This window comes from Pseudoalteromonas phenolica (assembly GCF_005886345.1).
Lineage (GTDB): Bacteria > Pseudomonadota > Gammaproteobacteria > Enterobacterales > Alteromonadaceae > Pseudoalteromonas > Pseudoalteromonas phenolica_A.
The window spans coordinates 1-18,247 of record NZ_PNEC01000042.1; the positions used below are offsets into that span (position 1 = coordinate 1).

13 protein-coding genes are annotated in these 18,247 nt (G+C 39.5%); 7 read left to right on the top strand and 6 right to left on the bottom strand.

Features of this window, described 5'->3' with window-relative positions; all coding sequences use genetic code 11:
• Positions 1-224: 224 nt before the first annotated feature.
• Positions 225-1,655, top strand: coding sequence for a chitinase (locus tag CWB72_RS14145; protein WP_138632558.1), 1,431 nt, complete (start codon positions 225-227; stop codon positions 1,653-1,655).
• Between the two features lie 511 nt (positions 1,656-2,166).
• A complete protein-coding gene (locus CWB72_RS14150) occupies positions 2,167-2,931 on the top strand; it encodes a hypothetical protein (protein ID WP_138632561.1) in 765 nt (254 codons plus the stop codon).
• Between the two features lie 42 nt (positions 2,932-2,973).
• Here CWB72_RS14150 and CWB72_RS14155 read toward each other — a convergent pair whose 3' ends face one another.
• Positions 2,974-5,076, bottom strand: a complete 2,103-nt coding sequence (locus CWB72_RS14155) for a PDC sensor domain-containing protein (RefSeq protein ID WP_138632564.1) — start codon at positions 5,074-5,076, stop codon at positions 2,974-2,976.
• A 420-nt stretch (positions 5,077-5,496) separates the two neighbouring features.
• Positions 5,497-7,359, bottom strand: a complete 1,863-nt coding sequence (locus tag CWB72_RS14160) for a S8 family serine peptidase (RefSeq protein WP_138632567.1) — start codon at positions 7,357-7,359, stop codon at positions 5,497-5,499.
• 572 nt (positions 7,360-7,931) lie between these two features.
• On the opposite strand from CWB72_RS14160, the gene CWB72_RS14165 reads away from it, so the two are divergent.
• On the top strand, positions 7,932-8,420 hold the full coding sequence (locus CWB72_RS14165) for a GNAT family N-acetyltransferase (RefSeq protein WP_138632570.1): 489 nt from the start codon (positions 7,932-7,934) through the stop codon (positions 8,418-8,420).
• Positions 8,421-8,611: 191 nt separating this feature from the next.
• Here the strand turns inward: CWB72_RS14165 and CWB72_RS14170 are convergent, their stop codons facing one another.
• Positions 8,612-11,833, bottom strand: coding sequence for a S41 family peptidase (locus CWB72_RS14170; RefSeq protein WP_138632573.1), 3,222 nt, complete (start codon positions 11,831-11,833; stop codon positions 8,612-8,614).
• Positions 11,834-12,048: 215 nt separating this feature from the next.
• Between CWB72_RS14170 and CWB72_RS14175 the strand changes: the two genes are divergently transcribed.
• Positions 12,049-13,107 (top strand): ABC transporter substrate-binding protein, encoded by a 1,059-nt coding sequence (locus CWB72_RS14175; protein WP_138632576.1) that lies wholly within the window; start codon positions 12,049-12,051, stop codon positions 13,105-13,107.
• Positions 13,108-13,124: 17 nt separating this feature from the next.
• Here CWB72_RS14175 and rraA read toward each other — a convergent pair whose 3' ends face one another.
• The 3 genes from rraA to CWB72_RS14190 form a co-directional block, all read right to left on the bottom strand.
• Positions 13,125-13,604, bottom strand: a complete 480-nt coding sequence (gene rraA, locus CWB72_RS14180) for a ribonuclease E activity regulator RraA (protein WP_138632579.1) — start codon at positions 13,602-13,604, stop codon at positions 13,125-13,127.
• Between the two features lie 102 nt (positions 13,605-13,706).
• The gene (locus tag CWB72_RS14185) at positions 13,707-14,510 is read right to left on the bottom strand and encodes a substrate-binding periplasmic protein (protein ID WP_138632582.1); all 804 of its coding nucleotides are present in this window, start codon (positions 14,508-14,510) and stop codon (positions 13,707-13,709) included.
• A gap of 166 nt (positions 14,511-14,676) precedes the next feature.
• Complete coding sequence (locus tag CWB72_RS14190) at positions 14,677-15,351, bottom strand: TorF family putative porin (protein WP_138566361.1); 675 nt, start codon at positions 15,349-15,351, stop codon at positions 14,677-14,679.
• A gap of 424 nt (positions 15,352-15,775) precedes the next feature.
• Here CWB72_RS14190 and CWB72_RS14195 point away from each other — a divergent pair, with 424 nt between their 5' ends.
• From CWB72_RS14195 to CWB72_RS14205, 3 genes are read left to right on the top strand one after another with little or no spacing between them, the layout of a single operon-like run.
• Positions 15,776-16,726, top strand: a complete 951-nt coding sequence (locus CWB72_RS14195; protein WP_138632585.1) for a GlxA family transcriptional regulator — start codon at positions 15,776-15,778, stop codon at positions 16,724-16,726.
• Positions 16,723-17,982 (top strand): S41 family peptidase, encoded by a 1,260-nt coding sequence (locus tag CWB72_RS14200; RefSeq protein WP_138632588.1) that lies wholly within the window; start codon positions 16,723-16,725, stop codon positions 17,980-17,982. The genes CWB72_RS14195 and CWB72_RS14200 overlap by 4 nt, the downstream gene beginning before the upstream one ends.
• Positions 17,970-18,158 carry a DUF1272 domain-containing protein gene (locus CWB72_RS14205; RefSeq protein WP_138632591.1) on the top strand — a complete coding sequence of 63 codons (189 nt, stop codon included), beginning with the start codon at positions 17,970-17,972 and terminating at the stop codon, positions 18,156-18,158. Before CWB72_RS14200 ends, CWB72_RS14205 begins: the two co-directional genes overlap by 13 nt.
• Positions 18,159-18,247: the final 89 nt, after the last annotated feature.

The following is an 18,247-nucleotide window of genomic DNA, read 5'->3' on the forward strand; positions in this document are numbered from 1 at the left end:
TACAGATCTGAGGTTATTTAGCCCCTCGTTATCCCATTGCCACTATTTAAAAAATAACAATAAAACACAAGCGATGTGAGACTCAACAAAATAAACTCTTAACCAGTAATTGCAAATGCAACAATTCTTCAAAGACAAACTTGACAGCGATGTCATTCAGCGTCTAATGTTAAAAATAGGTTAAATAACCCTGTTTTAGAAACGTGCGATTCAAAGGAACTCAAATGAAAAACCATTCTTTCAAACTGCTTGCTTTGCAGGTTGGTTTAATTGCTTCGGCCAATGCGCTAACCATTGTTGACGACCCTAATAACCCAAACGGTTATTTACTATCGCGAGCAGAAATTAATACTGCGCGTGATGCAAAAGCCTCAGATCCTATGTATCAGATTTGGGCCAAGGCACTAGAAACACGCGACAACAGTATTGTTGAAGCGATCACGCCTAACAATGCCAACAATCCTGAAAACGTGAAACGAGTTGAACGTGTGTTTGGTCAGCAAGAATGGGATTTTTTAACCGGTATGGCTGCCCCTGAATATACTTATACGCGTTTCTTGCGTGCCATAGGTAAATTCCCAGCATTTTGTGGTGAATATACAGATGGCCGAGATTCTGATGCCATTTGTAAGAAGTCTATCATCACAGCATTTGCACACTTTGCACAAGAAACGGGCGGACATATTGCTAAAGACAATATTTCTGACAACCCACAACAGTTAGAAGAGTGGCAACAAGCACTCGTGCATGTACGTGAAATGGGGTGGTCTGAAGGTCAACCAGGTTACACGACAGGGTGTGGACAAAACGACTGGCAAAACCGTCGCTGGCCATGTGCTGATGGTCAAGGTTATTTTGGTCGAGGTGCTAAGCAACTCTCTTATCACTTCAATTACGGTGCTTTCTCTGAAGTCATGTTCAACGGTGATGCGACTGTACTGCTCAACAACCCAGGTTTAGTTGCAGACTCTTGGCTCAACTTAGCTTCAGCTATTTGGTTTTTCTTAACGCCTCAAGCGCCAAAGCCCGCCATGTTGCACGTTATTGATCGAACTTGGGTGCCTTCTCAAAAAGAGCTAGCAGCTGGTATTGGTTATGGATTTGGCACCACCATAAATGTGATAAATGGGGGCATTGAGTGCGGTGAGCAAAACCGTACTAAAGGTCAGCCAGTAAACCGTATTCGTTACTGGGAAGGTTTATCGAACTATTACAACATTCCAATTGAAGCTGATGAAGAAAATACCTGTTGGCAACAAACGCCTTTTGGAAGCTTAAACCTCAATGGCTCTGCCGATGTACTTTACACAAACTGGGAAGCTGATTGGACTTATCATTCAGATCGCCCCGGTGGCCAGTCATTCGAGTGTAAATTAGTAGGCTATCAAACTGCTTATTCAGCACTTGTGCCTGGCGATTATGAAAAGTGTGTCACGAATTTTTATCAGTCACATGTTAATTGGCCAAATGTAACTGTGGTTGAAAAGCTTGACCCACCTATAGACACACCACCGGTGGATGGTGTTGCGGCATGGGATGCCACAAAAGTTTACCTAAAAGGTGACAAGGTCAGTTTTAATGAGGCTATTTACACCGCGAAATGGTGGACGCAGGGCGACCAACCAAGTAAAGCCAATGTTTGGCAAAAGCTTTAGACAATAGAGCCCACTATCGTTGCCAGCAATAGCTGGCAACGAGTTCAAAGCTTATAAGTGATCTGCTTTGTTAATTGTAGCCTGTTGAATTGGTCAGTCGATTTAGGCTTCCAATAAGAAAGGCATTCAGCATATTTTTTGGGATATGTTCTTGATTTTTAACCGCCCAATTCATCGCTTTTCCTCCGACTGTGGCATAAGTTTCGGCCTTTCAGCATTTTCTTAAATTCATCACAGCCATAATAAACTTCGCTTCTGTGCCTTTATTTCTCAGGAAGAAAGAAAGGATATGAAGTCGCATTTGTATTTAAAATTGGACCAACTTAAAAGAATTGGTATATTTAAAAAAATAAAAATATACGGAAATTAGATAAATGAAAAAAGTATTGCCTCTCTTTGCTACATGCGCAATTTTATCAGGCTGCTTTGGCTCTGGAAGTGAAGAATATAATGATTCAATAAAGACCATTCGTCCTACCACTGTCACAATCAAACCTTTGATCCAAATAGTGTGAGGAGTACCAGCGAAGTAAAATACATATCTTGTGATATCGAAAATTTTACTAATGGAGATTTAAGTGGTTTAGCGCTATTTGAAAATTTAGAAAGCTTATCAATAGACAATCGTAATCAAAGCCCAGATAAAATTGTTTTTGACTCTGATTGGACGCCAAAACTGAAAGAACTGTATGTAAAATCTATAAAATTCGAAACAATTTCACTATCGGCTTTAAAAAGTGTTGAAATAATTACAATTAGCTCAAGCGACATGCCCGAAATCGACATAACTAATTTAAGTGCACTCTCATTTTTAAGTATTAATAACACAAACTTAGAGCTTGAAAAATTAGACTTGAGTTATAATCCCGAAATTGAACATTTAATAATCAACAGAACAAATATTGAAAACCTAACTTTTTCAAATAACGATAAGCTCTCTGAAATAATGCTAGGGGCAGTTAATAGTCACACAATAGAACTAATTAATCTTCCCTCTCTGAGAATTCTGAGCATGTATGATGGCGTTCTTGAAAAACTCTATATCGACTTACCAAGTTTAGAGTATGCTTCTATTTACAATAACAAACTCACATCAGTTGATTTCAGTGGTTCACCAGAATTATTGGGGTTAGACCTTTCTAACAACTTGATCACCGATATCAATGTTGATGTTAATGAAAAGCTGACCAGTTTGGATCTGACAGGCAACCCGCTCAGTGAAAAAACCAAGGCTTACTTAGACACGCTAACATGGATTGAGGAATTAAAATACTAATTGCTTAATAAAAAAGACCTGCATAAGTGCAGGTCTTTTCATTTAATAATAAGTCAGTACTGTGATGATAAATATCGATATGGTCATCACCGGCCAGAACCAAATATTGGCCAGTTGTTTATAAATACGACCATCACCCGTTTCTTCTTTGGCTTTATAATATTGATGCGCTATCAACATAAAGATTGATGAAACCAAATAAAGCAAGAAGTAAAAAATCTCAAAATAGACCACTTCGTCAATTTGTAGGTGCTCACGAATACTGTAATGCGCCAGCAAAATAGTAAATACAACTGCAGTAATATTGTTACGTAAATCACCATAAGGTGTGTACTTCATACTAACTACACATGCATATAGTAGGCATACCATGACCATTACTGGTAGCAAGGTTGTCACAAACGGCCCTATAAACTCCCTTTCAATATTAATATTGTAATTTAACTCAGGTGCTACATTCTGATTAAAAAAAGTATCTAAGCCAAAGTTAGTGTTATAGCTTTCGAAACGATATTTAAAATAACTACTCTTTAACTGCCACTCATCTAACACAATTGCAGGGGCTACAGCTGGGTTGTCCATTTTTGAAAGCTTTTCATAAGACTCTAAATCCGGCACTAAAATAACATTACCACCCATATCTGCTTCGTTGAAACTCAGCTCAATGCTCTTGTGATCAAACGGGTATTTACTGTAATCAAATTGTTGCCTAGTTTCAGTAGAGAAACGCCAGCCAACCAAAAGGCCGCCATCTTGTTGCTCTTGCCTGTAAGCTTCTTCTATTTTGTTATTGACCGTATGATTGAAAGATAATTTTGGTTTAATGATTTTTCTCTGCTCAGCAGTCAGCTTTTGCCAAGCATGACCTGTCAGGTGCACATTATTGGCGTTTACAAACTCCAAAGACTCAACATAAAGGCCCGTCGCAACAAACTCTGGTGTTTCAACATGCATTTTTTCTAGTCTGTCTTGATAACTTGATGAAAATGCCTCTCTTTGTGCTTGTGTCGTAATGATCACATTATCGTTTTGCTCCAAAGTCTTAAAACTACGGGCAAACTCAAGTACCAACATGGTACTCATCATTAAAGTTACTGACAGTAACACGTTATTCTGCGTCCATGTTAAACGTCTTAATTTTGTTAAAAGCAGAATTAAGAAAATAATAGATGACGAGCCCCAAGCAATAATTTGAATATTACTCTGCCTGCGTTCATCTCTATCCATGGCAAACATGTCTGAAGACATGCGTGTGATCAATGTCCAATTAGTATGAGGTACCTTAGTACAAGCGGCATAATGTTCGTCGTTATCAAGTGTCTCGCCATTAAAGAATAGATAATCTAAGTTTTTATCAAAGCATCCAGATATTTTGGCTAAATACTTAAATTCAGACTCTTTCACTAAATCATCAAGGTGCTCCATTCCTCGCACATGACTAAATACAGGGTGAGATATAAGGCTCTGATTTTCAGAAAATATTATTCCGTAGCCGCCTAGGCCCAAATCAAGTTCTTTTAATGATGCCGTTAATTGATCTAAAGAAACATCGGAAGGGACTACTCCCAAAGGGGCTTTGCCTGCTCGCTTATCTTCCTTCGACTGATAAAAAGGCACAGAATAGGTTGTCATTAGCACATTGTTCTGAGGCTCATAATACGGCTCAGTCCAGATCGGTCCTTCTTTTAACGGCCTGTGGTACCAACTAAATTCTCTAAATGGCTTATCATAATCAACCAAGTTGTAGGTGCGCTCAACACCCGTTAATCTTTCATAATAAGGGCTAAAATAACGTACATCTGACTGATACTTATATGGGTGAAAGGTCACATTGAGCGAGTAAATATCTTCATTTACTGCAAATTCATCTTCTAGCAGTTTTATCACAAATGTTTTGTCTGGAGTCGCTGTCACTTCTGTGGCAAACCTATCAACACTGTCCATTATTTTAGTGAGTGCTTTATCAACCTCTTCTGCTGCAACTAAGGTTTGTGATTTAACTTGTGCCCTCACCTCTTGACCAAAGGAATGAGCTTGTTGTAATTGATAAATACCATTTACTAAAAAGCCAATCACAGAAACTGCTAGGAAAAAGAGTAATATTGGTGTCGTCGCTCGATGACTCCAAGGATCGTTTAAGTGCACGCTGCGTCCTATATACCTAAGTTGAATTAAGATAAAAGCTAATTATTAGACATAATTTGCCTATTACAACAAGCTTAATATGGAATTAAGGTAGAAATATGAAGCCGAAGCAAGACACATTGTTAACGTTTTAACTAAAACAGAGAAATAATTTGAGGTTTATGATGTTCTTTAGTTAAGCAACCTATTTTGAGGCAAGGGCAATTCGTCGATAGCAAGGCGAAAGTGCTGCTTTTTAACTGTTCTGAATGAGAAGTTTTTAATAAAGCTAGTGTCAATTTAGTCCCTCAAAATGATTGAGGATTGGTATTACGCAGATTTATAATCTGAAAGATTATAAAAAATAAAAAGCGCAAAAAACAGGTTGCTTAATGCGCTTTTACTTAACGACTTAATTAATTGGATTTAAAAAGTTCAGATTTAGTAGCTAGCTTGTAGCGTCAAACCATTATAAGCGCTATAGCCACGAAGCATGATGTAGTAAGTACCGCCAGTACCAGAACTTAAACTACAGCTCTCATTGTTACCATTACGGTAAGGGCGGCAGTCGTATGTACTTGTTGTTGGTGCAGCTCCTTTACGAACATAAAGGTCTGCATCACCAGAGCCGCCTGATGTATTTACATTTAGTGTTACACCCGCTGGTACATCAATCGTGTAAACAACCTCAGAATTACGTGTTCCAGAAAGGCTCGTTACTGGTACACCATTATCTAGGCAATTCGCACCGCAACCACCACCTGATGATGTTTGGGCTTTCAGTGACACACCTGAATAAGCACTGTAGCCTCGAACCATTACATGCCAAGTGCCAGCAGTTGGGTTATTGAAAGTACAGGTTTCTTCATTGCCATTTTTGTATGGGCGACAGCTATATGAAGATTGTGTTGGTTTAGTACCTTGTTGAACATAGATATCAGCATCACCAGAACCACCAGTCATACTGAAAGCCACATTTGAAGTACCAGCAGGTACTTCAAATGTGAAGAAACTTTCAGAGCCTCTAGCACCAGAGATGTTTACAGCAACACCATCTTCAAGTGCTGGATCAGGGTCAACTGGGTCAACTGGGCCGCCGTCACCAACGAGGCTATATAAAAGTTCATTTGGAGAACCCGATTTTGCATCGCTTATCTTGTTCTTAGAACTGCGGTTACTTAAAAGTGAATCAATTTGTGCTGGAGAGCGCGAGCCATCCTCATCAAGGTAAAGTGCAGCAACACCTGCAACATGTGGTGCAGCCATTGATGTACCACTTATTGTATTCGTTGACGTGTTTGAATTGTACCAAGCTGACTTGATGCTTGAACCCGGTGCGTAAATATCTAAACAGCTACCATAGTTAGAGAAACTTGAACGGCTATCACTGCTCGTTGTTGAACCTACTGTGATTGCATCTGCAGCACGAGCTGGTGAGTAGTTACAAGCATTAGAGTTGTCGTTACCTGCTGCAACAACAAAGGTTACACCAGAAGCAACCGCAGAATTAACTGCTGCATCAAGTGCTTGTGAAACACCGCCACCTAAACTCATGTTTGCAACAGAAGGGCCAGATGCATTGTTTTTAACCCAATCAACACCAGCAATTACACCAGAGTTAGTACCTGAACCAGAACAACCAAGTACTTTAATACCAACGATATTCACATTCTTTGCAACACCGTATTGGCTACCACCAATTGTACCCGCAACGTGAGTACCATGACCGTTACAATCTGTTGCATCACCATCGTTATCTACGAAATCGTAACCATGTGATGCACGACCACCAAACTCGTTGTGCGAAATAAGTACACCAGTATCGATAACGTAAGCCGTTACGCCTGCACCATCATAGTCATAGTGGTAGTTAGAGTTTAGTGGACGATCACGCTGGTCAATTCGGTCTAGACCCCAAATCGCGTTGCTTTGATCAGCATTCGTAGCTGCCATAGGTGACACACTTACAATCTGATCTTGCTCAATATAGTCAATATCAGGATTGCTTAATAAATCTTGAATTTGAAGTGCAGATGCATTCACAACCACACCGTTTAGAGAGCCAGAAAACTTTCGTGATACATCTACGTTATATTTATTAACGAGAGTTTGACTAGCTTGCTCTGCATAACTTGCTACTGCATCAGCGCTTTGAATATTTAAAACAGAAGGCGTTTTAAATACTACAATATATTGATTTGGAATGGCTTTGCTTGCAGAGACTTGTGCTAATTCTGCTTGAGCTAAAGCTTGTCCAGATACAATTGCACCAATGGCGAATGCGAGGGTTGATAATTTACGCATAATGATTCCTTTTACTTTGTTGTTTGATTAAAAATCACACAAACCATAGCGTAACAAATCACAAAGATCACATTTTATTTACATAATTTTAAAATTATTCATATTTAAATTTGTAACATAAAATTTACAAAAAGAAATTTTATATATTAAATCATATGCTTAAATTCATAAAACTGACAAAAATTAACTTTGTTAAATTTTAGTTATTATTTAGGTATAAATGGGGTTCATCGAAATGTTTGTACACGCTGCTTCTCTTAATTGAAAATTTATCAGGTTATTGGCTTTCTGATTACAGTATTTTACTCATCTACTGCCTTGGTACTCCCGATGACGGTTCAAAACATGCATAAAATGCTAGGTTAAATGTTATATTGTGGACTGACGTCAGCACTTTCGCTTATAAATAAAGGTGTGTTTGCAATTGCTGTCTAGGGTACATAAGAATATCAGCCCAGTCCCACTCACAAGCGCCAGTTATATAAGAGGCATATTTCAGAACGCTGCATTCGGCATGAATTCAAGAAAACTAATTTTAATTAAATGATTAAACAGCAATACAAGGACAAAACATGATTAGAGCAATGAGGCATGACGATTTTATTAACTTTTGGCCGACTTTTCGGAATATTATTCAAGCACAAGAGACTTATGCATTTGATCCAGACATGAACGAGTCGAGCGCATATACGCTATGGTGTGAAGCGCCGTTAAAATCTTTCGTTTACGAAGAAAAAGGGCAAGTGCTGGCCAGTTATTACTTAAAAGCCAATGCCATGGGCCCAAGCTCACACATTTGTAACTGCGGCTATATGGTCTCGCCTTTAGCTGCAGGAAAAGGCATTGCTAGACAACTTTGTGAGCACTCTCAGCTTATCGCCCTAGAGCTTGGTTTTAAGGCCATGCAGTTTAATTCTGTGGTCTCGAGTAATACCGTTGCGGTATCGCTTTGGCAAAAGCTTGGGTATGAAATTATCGGCACAATTCCAAAAGCCTATAATCACCCGAAGTTAGGTTATGTTGATAGTCTCATTATGTATAAATGGCTCTGGGACGAATAAACCGCAAAACACCTTTAAACAATCAACTTATTTAACAAGCTTAGTTGCGACTTTACATCACTTAGTAGCCGTTCATTTGCGATTATCTTTAAATGCACAAAACCTGTTAGCTAGTTTGCTGTATGGTACCTTTATTCTCTTAGTTCAAAGATTAAAAAGGGGCTACTCGCCCCTTATAAGAATAATGACTTTTAGTCTCTAAAGTTACTCGGCGCAGGTGGCACGACAAGCGGCTTTTTAGGGTTAGCTTCTAATTCTTTAAGAAGCTCTTTAACTGCGCGCTCGACCGAAGGGTCTTTTCCTGCATGAATAAGTTCTGGACGATCGACCACTTCGATATCTGGTGTTACACCTTCATTCTCTATGATCCAGCTGCCGTCGTTATCAAGAATACGGAAAGTCGCAGCAATCACTTGCCCACCATCTACAAGGTATGGGTTACCAGAAATACCAATCAAGCCACCCCAAGTTCGCGTGCCAATTAACTTACCAAGCCCCGCTTGACGGAAATAGTAAGGTAATGCATCACCACCAGAACTCGAATAACCGTTAATCAGCATAGCTTTAGGACCATCGTGTGCAAATGCTGGCGTTTTAGTTGGCTCAACACCACGACGTTTCCAGTAATTTAATGGCTTGCGAGATAACCAAGTAATTAAATGTTCAGGAATAAAGCCACCGCCGTTGTAACGATCATCAATGATCATCGCCTCTTTTGTCGTTTGTGGCATAAAGTTCTTGAATAAAGAGCGGTTACCTTCGTAGTGCGTATTTGGTAAATGTACATAACCAATTTTGCCATTAGATAACTTACTGACGTATTCAGTTCGGCTGTTCACCCACTCCAAGTATCGTAGACCCTGCTCACTGGCTACAGGTTTAACTGTCACCTTCCAAGCAGCATCAAAACTAGGTGAATCAGACAGCATTAGCTCAACTGGCTCACCCTGAGTATTTTCTAGCAATTCAAAGAAGTTACTCACTTGATCTACGGCTTGGCCATTCACCGATAAAATGAAGTTTCCTACAGAGGCATTAATGCCTGTTTGACCCAGTGGCGAGCGGAAGTCTTCATGCCAATCTTCACCTTGATAAATCTTGTTTATCTTCACAAAACCAGACGGGTGACTTTCTACTTCAGCACCTAATAAACCATGCTTTTTACGTTCAGTGGTTGGCGCATCGCCAGATTGAACATAAATATGACCCGCATTAATTTCACCTGCGATTTCACTGAGCACATAATCTAAATCAGTTCTGTGTGCTACCGCATCCGCCATGGGTTGATAACGTTTTAAAATCGCATCCCAATCTTGGCCATGGTGATTTTCATCATAGAACCAATCACGTAATGTGCGCCAACCCTCAACATACATTTGCTGCCACTCAACTTTAGGATCAATCTTTAGATTCATCTTCGAGAGATCAAGCTGATTCGCTTTTAGATCTTGTTTTGCTTTAGGCTTTATAACACTGATGTTTTTACCCGAGCGAGCAATGATGTGTTTGCCATTCGTAGACACTTTATACTGACTCACGCCAGAAGCGACTGTAGCCACTTTGCCATCAGGCTTATTCGAAATAAGCTTAAGTGCACCACCTGATAGCGTTAAAACCCCACCTTCTACACCCGTTAAGCTGCGATAATTTCCTGCTGGCGCATTTGTAGCGACGACACGCTTCATAAAACCTTGAGGCTCAAGCGCATTCGTGTTTTCTTGTTTAGATTTGTCTTCAGTCTCTTCAGTGACAATGCCCGCTTCATCAGAGCTTAATGCGTTAATGGGTGTGATTTGATTATTCACAGCAACCGCATAAACTCGCGTGGCACGATTAAACATATAATCAAACTCATACGAGCTGAACGTTAAGTTGTAATCACGTTCAGAGCTGAAATACAGATACTCACCGTCAGGAGAAAAAGTCGGGTTACTTTCAGATGTCATCTCATCTGTTAAGCGTGTTACCTTCTTTGACTCAATATTGAAATGAAATAACGATGAGTAGCGGTTTTCGTTATTTTTTACATACACAATATCGTTTGAATTTGGCGACCAAACATATTGAGTAAGACCATTTTCATCAAACTTTGCCACATCTATTTTTGTTTGTTTGCCAGATGCTATATCAAGTAACCAAAGCGTGTGGTTTTTATCTGCAAAAAGTAGCTTGCTGTTATCAGGTGACCACTTAGGCGTAAAACGCCAAATTGTGCCATTATTTGTTAACTGCTTAACTTCATTATTGTTAGCACGATCTTTAATATAAATTTCGTACTCGCCTGTTACATCGCTCATATAAGCGATATATCGACCATTTGGCGACCAACTTGCCTCTATCTCACGGCCTTCAGGCGTGTAGCTTAAGTTACGAGTCGGGCCTTTTTTTACTGGCACTGTGAAAATATCACCACGGGCTGTAAACACCGCGCGCTTGCCATCATGAGAGATGTCCATTGAGTCAATAAAGTCACTCACATTTTTACTGTAAGGCAAAATGTGCTCTCTGATCCCTTCTACATTTATCGTTAGTTTTTCAGAGGACTTTGTCGCTTCATCGAAACGGTATAGATAACCCCCATTTTCATAAACAATCGCATCAGGACCCGCTGAAGGCCACAACACATCAAAGTCATCATGCGTTGTCATTCGAACAGGAGCTCTACCCTCACGGTATTTATATAAATTAAGTGTGTAATCTCTATCTGAGACGAAATAAATACTGTCATTTACCCAGGTAGGCTGTTGATCTGTAGCGCGATGAGACGTTAACTGTTTTGAAGTGTTATTTTCTAAATCATACACCCACACATCTTGAGCACGACCACCACGTGAACGTTTCCACGTTCTAAACTCTCTGTCTATAGGGGTATAAACGTATTTGCTTCCATCAGGAGAAAGCATACCGCCACCCGTTTCAGGAATTGCCATCGGTTGCTCTAAACCGCCTTCTGCTGGCACTGTGTATGGGCGCCCCATTCGCTTGCCCCAAGGCGTTCTATTTGCTCTAAATACGATATTTTTTCCGTCTGGCGTCCAGTCCATAACACGGTAATCATAACCACCTCGAGGTGGCATAGGACCAACGTCATTGTAGTAAGTTAATTGTTTCAAACCTGAGCCATCGCGGTTTATGACATAAACTTGTCGACTGCCGTTGTACTGTGCTGAGAATGCAATTTGACTTCCGTCTGGAGAAAACTTAGGAAAAGTTTCGAACCCCTCATGATGAGTTAAACGCTGGCTTTTTCCTGTCTTGGTGTTAGCAACGTAAATGTCACCTGCATATACAAATGTGACATGCTCTTTATAAATATCTGGGAATCGTAAAATACGGGTATCTTGCGTTTGAAACGCAGAAGCCAAAGGCGCAACGACGGCAGCCATGGCCAAAACAAGATTTTTAATTTTCATTCTTTGCTCGTTTTTATAATGAGTAATGTTACATAATAACATTTAAGTCTACTATGAAAGCTTTTTGAGATAAGTTGGTTGTGACAAAATGTAACGATTAAAAGTAAAATGATACTCCCTATGCTTTTTGCACATGTAAAAAACTCAACAGTAAAATTTGCTTAACTGGCTATGATTAGTAATATGGCACTAAAGTTTTAGCTTGCTGAGTACTCATGATTAAAGTTTTTCTTGTTTTACTAGTTTTTAGTTTCTTGCCAACCTCTTTTGTTAAAGCTCAGCAACTCAACGTCATGTTTTTAAACCCTGGCCACCCATCAGATAACCCGACAGGGCATTTTTGGCCAAATGTAAATTACTTTATGCAAGAAGCTGCGGATGATCTAAACATCAACCTCACGACAATTTACGCTAATCGCAACCACATTCTAATGAAGTCTTTTGCCAAAGATGTCATCGAAAATAAACCTGACTTTGCAGTTATCGTAAACGAAAAAGGGGTGGCGACTAGCCTAGTCAATAAAATTACAGCACAAAAAATCAAAGTATTCATGTTGCTAAATGATCTCACTAATGAAGAGCTTAACGCACTAACTCCAGAGCAAAGAGAATATTATGCAGGGAGTCTTATCCCAAATAACTTTGATGCTGGTTTTACACTTGCCGAGCAACTTCATCAATCGATTAATTTTAGTAACTCAGACTCTCAGTCAAAAGTGAATATATTGGCCTTGCATGGTGATGAAACCTCCCCTGCCTCCATAGCCAGAGCCGAGGGATTACAAAGCTTTATCACTGATAACCGCAACATCAATTTAATTGATAGTACGGTTGCTAATTGGTCAAAACAACAGGCCTACGAAAAAGTCTCTGGCATTTTAAAGCATCAAAAAATAGATATTATCTGGGCAGCCAATGATGCGATGGCATGTGGTGCGACATCTGCAGTCATCAATGCAGGTAAAGCTGACTCAATGCTAATTGGCGGTATTAATTGGGATGATGATATACCGCTAGGTAAATTATCAGTATCAGTCGGAGGTCATGTGACACTAGGTGCATACGCGATGGTATTACTTAAAGAGCAATGGCTTGGGGTTAGTAAAGCTAAAAGGGTTAAACACTCTATTTTCCAACATAGTAATGTTGAAGCTTATGAGGCTTTTATGACTACCTTAAAGCAAAAGCGCTTTCACCGATGTGACTTTACTCAATTTCTTAGTAACCATACAAAAGCACAGACATTCTCTATCGAAAACCTTATTTGTCATTAAACTGCTTGCAGCTCAATTTATAATTTGACAGGGCTAATAACGATGCCATTTTCATCTGCATATAGCCAATCATTCTTAGAAATCTTTGCGCCTAGTAAGTTTATCTGCTCTAGATATTGCCCTTTTCCTTGCTTCTGTGTTTTTCGTGGAGTGTGGCCTAATGCCATCACACAAAATGGTAACCCTTTTAAAATTTCAACATCTCTAACACAGCCATTTATCACTACACCAGCCCACTGATTTTCAATACCAAATAAAGCTAAGTTATCACCTAAAAAAGCAAACGTTTTAGAACCAAGCGCATCGACAAGCAATATTTTGTTATTTCCTGCCTGCTTTAAAGACTCTGCTACAAGACTGTTATCATCTGGGCACTCTACAATCACAACTTGCCCTTTCATATGCTTTTTTAGACCGAAATGCACTAATCCATAATGCATCACTTGTAATGCTTCGCCATGCTCATCATATAAATCGGGTGTAGAAAAATCAGACATCAGTTACTCTCACTAAGCTTAAATTAATAAATCTTAGTTAAGCGTCTAAATCTGATATATGACAATCTTTTCGAGAAATGTTTGTCATTCATAAAAAGCATATTATTGATGCAAACAACGAGTTTCTAGAGTGAGATCTTGCTCTAAGATTTGCTCTGTCGTGTCTAAATATAGCTGCTTAATTGGAATGTGTTCGGCCTTAGCATAAATCTTATCTACCCCGTTTTGCAGCTTTTGAACAACTTCTGGATTTATCGCTTTATTTAAGGCTAAATAATTTCCGCCTAAGCGTGGATCATCGATAAAATAAGCTGGCACAACTTGCTCTGGTCGAAGTCGGTAATTCTGAACATGGAATTTCAAACTATTTGCAGAGGCAATAAATAAATCAAGTTTACCTTCGGTAAAGGCTCTTATCTCGGCAAATTTTTCAGAGAATGGAATGTAATTGATATGCTCTTTAAACCCCCAGTGCCTTAAAATCTGCTCATACACATCACCTTTATGCAAACCAACAGTGTAATTCGCCAATTCCTCTTTATTGGAAATGTGAATATCATCTCGTTCAATAAGTTTATAAAAACATGCCGGGCTAGAAATAAGTGGCCCTACCCATTGATAGTTTAGCTCTCGGCTTGGCAAACGAGAGGTTGAAACCAAGCCCCCTTTTGGATCTTTAAGACTTAATGTCATCGAACGCTTCCAAGGGAAAAGGGCAAAAGTACATTTTATTTTTGCCATCTCACAAGCCATAGCAACTATGTCTGCGTTGACACCAACAACTTTGCCTTTTTGTAGAAAGTTATAGGGAGGGAACTCTTCTGTATATATGGTCAGTGCCGTTTCTGATGAGAAGCAACTTGCTGAAAAGGTCCATATAGCAAACAACAAACTTCTTATTCTCATCAAACAACACCTTAAAAAGCGCTTATTGTAAAAACCCTATATTTCAGAAACATGTCTAACTTCATGTTTATTGAATATATACTTAAGCATAGGAAGGAAACTAGAGAATTGCCATTTTCAAAACTAATTTTGAAAATGGCTTAACAAATTAGATAAGTATATTGAGTTAAAAGCTGAAGGTTCTAGCGGCTGTGAATAAAATCGTTGAATCTCCGTAAGTATCTAGGTTGGTGTCTTCATATCCTAATGATAAATCCCAGCCACTAATAGAATAGTTTCCAGTAATGCGCCAATGCATATAGCCATCATCCCCTTCTTCCCACGTCCATTTATCATCATCCATACTCATTGAATAATCGACCCCTACATCAACCGAAAATGCCTCATTAATTGGGAAGTTATGAGTCAGCATCACTATGCTGTGGCCCGCACCTGTGCCAAAATAGTCCCATGCATACCAAAAGTTCAAGTTAGTATTGCCATAATTAAACTTGGCATAAGCCTCAGCATAATTGTAGCTAGAGCTCTCATCTGCACCGTGGTAGGTATATTGCGCAATACCGACATCTAAATTGACTACATCATTCAATGCAGTGGAGTAACCTACATAACCATCAAATTCAATGTTGGTATCTTCGCCAAAATCTACATTAGAGCCCCAAACACCGGCATACCACCCGGTATCTCCAGCCCAATCAAAGCTGGCCTGAATAGCTGGGTCTTCTTGAGTTTGACTCACCCCATTGAACAGATAGTCAGACACGCCAGTTACGGTAATAGAGGTATCAGCTAAAGTGGGAAAGGCGCAAAAACACAGTGTATATAAAATCGATTTTTTCATTATTTAACTCTGCAATAATTTTCCTTTATGAAATGAGGTTAGTACAAATATTACTGCTGTAAACAAATCTTCAGACTATTTCTAAAATAGAAATACCTTACATTTAAATAACATTAAGCCATACCTTGTTGCTAATACCAAAATACGCATAGTGGATTCATCCATCATACTTAACCATGTTTTTTGTAAGGTTTTTAATCACTGCATCTGAATAATTTGTTTTATGGACTAATATAAAATTATAACTTTCCCAATCGCCTCGCTCGTCGGGGCTTTTTTTAGCTACAAACATTTCCCCCTGACTTGCCTGATTAATGGATAATACTAGAAATGTCTTTTTATGTCGCTTTTATGTTTTAACCGACACACTTCATCACGTTAATATAGGCTTAATCACAGCAATTATTCTTAAAGAACACATGACATGACCATCAAACAAGTCTATTTCATCGCCGATGGCTTTCAAGCCCTTGACCTCTTTGGTCCGCTTGACGCCTTTATGGAAACTAACAGCATTCAAAACAATGCCTATCAGTGCAAACTATTAGGGATCAGCAAACAGCCTGTACAAACCGCTTACGGCCAAAACGTGTCTGTCGATTACTCTCTAAGTGATGAGTTTGAGTATGACGATTTGATCATTTGCGGGGGCACTGGCATGCGTACCTTGCAACTAACTACAAAACAGCTCAATACGCTTTCTGACATAGCTAAAAAAGCAAAACGTGTCTTTAGCATTTGCACAGGGGCGTTTATTCTCGCCAAACTCTTTGATGATAAAGCCCTTACGATTACAACACACTGGCGCCATTGTGAAAGTTTAGCTAGGCAAAACCCAAATAAAACCGTCAAACCAGATCCGCTTTTTATTCGCGATGAGAATATCTGGTCATCTGCTGGTGTGCTGTCAGGTGTTGATTTAGCCTTAGCAATTATTCGCGAAGACTATGGCAATAGCATGGCTGCCAAAGTTGCTAAAGATTTAGTGGTGTATTTACAGCGGGCAGGCTCACAGCAGCAATATTCAGATATTTTAGAGCTTCAATCCGGTGAAAGTTTGAAGCTCTCACCATTAATTGATTGGTTAAGTACGCAATTAGATAAGTCTGTCACCGTCACCCGTATGGCTGAGTTTTGCAGCTTGAGCGAGCGACAACTCACACGACTATTTAAACAGCACCTTAACTGCACGCCTAGTCATTATTTTCGGGTACTCAAACTTAATCATGCCAGAGATCTATTGTGTGAAGAAAACATCAGCCTGCAGTTTATCTCGCAAAAATTAGGTTTTAACAATTACGACAGTTTCCGCCGTGCTTTCATAAAGCAATTTGCCCTCTCACCTTCACAGTATGCAAAAGGCACACGCGCATGAAATTAGTTTATAGATTACTCGTTATCGCTTTGTGTAGCTTTGCCACCTATGCAGACACACTCTCAATTAAACAGCAGCAAGCTTGGCTAGAAGACATTAACTTTTTTGAAAACCAAGTCAGAACCAAGCATATTGAACCGTTTCATACCCTTGCAGAGAATGACTTTGCAAGACTTTTAAAAGAACTTAAACAAGACCTACCACTACTCAGTGAGCCTCAAGTAGAAGCGCGGTTAATGGCGATAACTGGTGCCATTGGCGACGGACACTCTAACTACTTTATGATGTCAGGGCCTCACCAGCACTTTCCACTTAGGTATAAATTCTTTGACAATAAATTACGTGTCATTGATGCAACCAAACGATATCAACACCTCATAGGTGCTGAACTCAAAACCATCAATGGCTTAACCGTTGAGGCACTTTTTGAGTTAATTACACCTATGCTGCCCGGCATCGATAACCAATTTAGCGCCAAAACCCGCTTTGAATTTTATTTAACCCTGCACAAGTTGTTATTAGGTCTGGGCCTTGTAAAAGAGAGTGCTGCGGCACAGTTTGAGTTTGAACTTGGTGGTAATACGCTTAACGAACAAATAATCCCAGTTGCGATGAGTGAGTTTGCCAAACTCAGCTCCGCTTTTAAAAATCACTCAGATAAATTAAATATGCTAGATATTGGCATGCCGGGTATAAGCCTAGGCTTGTTAAAAGATAAAAAAATCGCTTACTTTGATTTTAACGCCTACCCTAGCTTTGAGCAGGTAATTGCTAAGTGCAAAGCACTGCTAAAACAATTAAAGGCTGCTAAATCAAAATATCTGATTATCGATTTCAGAGGCAATGGCGGCGGCAGTTTTTACACAGGTTTGGCTTTTTCATCTTGTCTGTTACCTCTGGACCAATTTGATTGGAAAGCAGGTGTGTTTGTTCTCACAGATGAACATAGTTTTTCTGCGGCAATGAGTAACACCGTACAATTTAAACAGATCCTCAATGCGCGTATTTTCGGCACGCCAACCGGGGGGGATCCAAACCAGTTCTCCGAAAGCTATCGCTTTGTTTTACCTAACTCGAAAAGAAAGCTGAGTGTATCAAAACGCTATTACCCGTTTCTTTTTGAAGATACAGATGCTGTGTACCCTGATGAGCTAATTGAAACTTCATGGCTAGACTATCAGCAAGGTAACGACACTGTGCTAACAGCAGTACTGACTGAAATCGAAAAAATAGAGAACAATACATGCTCCAATTAAAACCTAATTGCGAATGCTGCAATAAAGCTTTACCTGCCAATTCAACTGAGGCGATGATCTGCAGTTATGAATGCACTTTTTGTAGAGACTGTGTAGAAAAAGAATTACGTAATGTGTGCCCCAACTGCGGTGGCAGCTTTGAAGCAAGGCCTATACGCCCTTTAAAGGTTTGCTGAGCAAACAGAGTTGGCGCGAGCACAATGTTATATTTTCAATACAACACGCTGAGCTGATTTCTAATATTGCGAGCAATGTATTTATAGTT

Excerpts from the sequence above, each read along its gene's own strand:
- CWB72_RS14145 (WP_138632558.1), top strand. The coding sequence starts at position 225 with ATGAAAAACCATTCTTTCAAACTGCTTGCTTTGCAGGTTGGTTTAATT.
- CWB72_RS14160 (WP_138632567.1), bottom strand. The coding sequence starts at position 7,359 with ATGCGTAAATTATCAACCCTCGCATTCGCCATTGGTGCAATTGTATCT.
- CWB72_RS14165 (WP_138632570.1), top strand. The coding sequence starts at position 7,932 with ATGATTAGAGCAATGAGGCATGACGATTTTATTAACTTTTGGCCGACT.
- CWB72_RS14170 (WP_138632573.1), bottom strand. The coding sequence starts at position 11,833 with ATGAAAATTAAAAATCTTGTTTTGGCCATGGCTGCCGTCGTTGCGCCT.
- CWB72_RS14175 (WP_138632576.1), top strand. The coding sequence starts at position 12,049 with ATGATTAAAGTTTTTCTTGTTTTACTAGTTTTTAGTTTCTTGCCAACC.
- rraA (WP_138632579.1), bottom strand. The coding sequence starts at position 13,604 with ATGTCTGATTTTTCTACACCCGATTTATATGATGAGCATGGCGAAGCA.
- CWB72_RS14185 (WP_138632582.1), bottom strand. The coding sequence starts at position 14,510 with ATGAGAATAAGAAGTTTGTTGTTTGCTATATGGACCTTTTCAGCAAGT.
- CWB72_RS14190 (WP_138566361.1), bottom strand. The coding sequence starts at position 15,351 with ATGAAAAAATCGATTTTATATACACTGTGTTTTTGCGCCTTTCCCACT.
- CWB72_RS14195 (WP_138632585.1), top strand. The coding sequence starts at position 15,776 with ATGACCATCAAACAAGTCTATTTCATCGCCGATGGCTTTCAAGCCCTT.
- CWB72_RS14200 (WP_138632588.1), top strand. The coding sequence starts at position 16,723 with ATGAAATTAGTTTATAGATTACTCGTTATCGCTTTGTGTAGCTTTGCC.
- CWB72_RS14205 (WP_138632591.1), top strand. The coding sequence starts at position 17,970 with ATGCTCCAATTAAAACCTAATTGCGAATGCTGCAATAAAGCTTTACCT.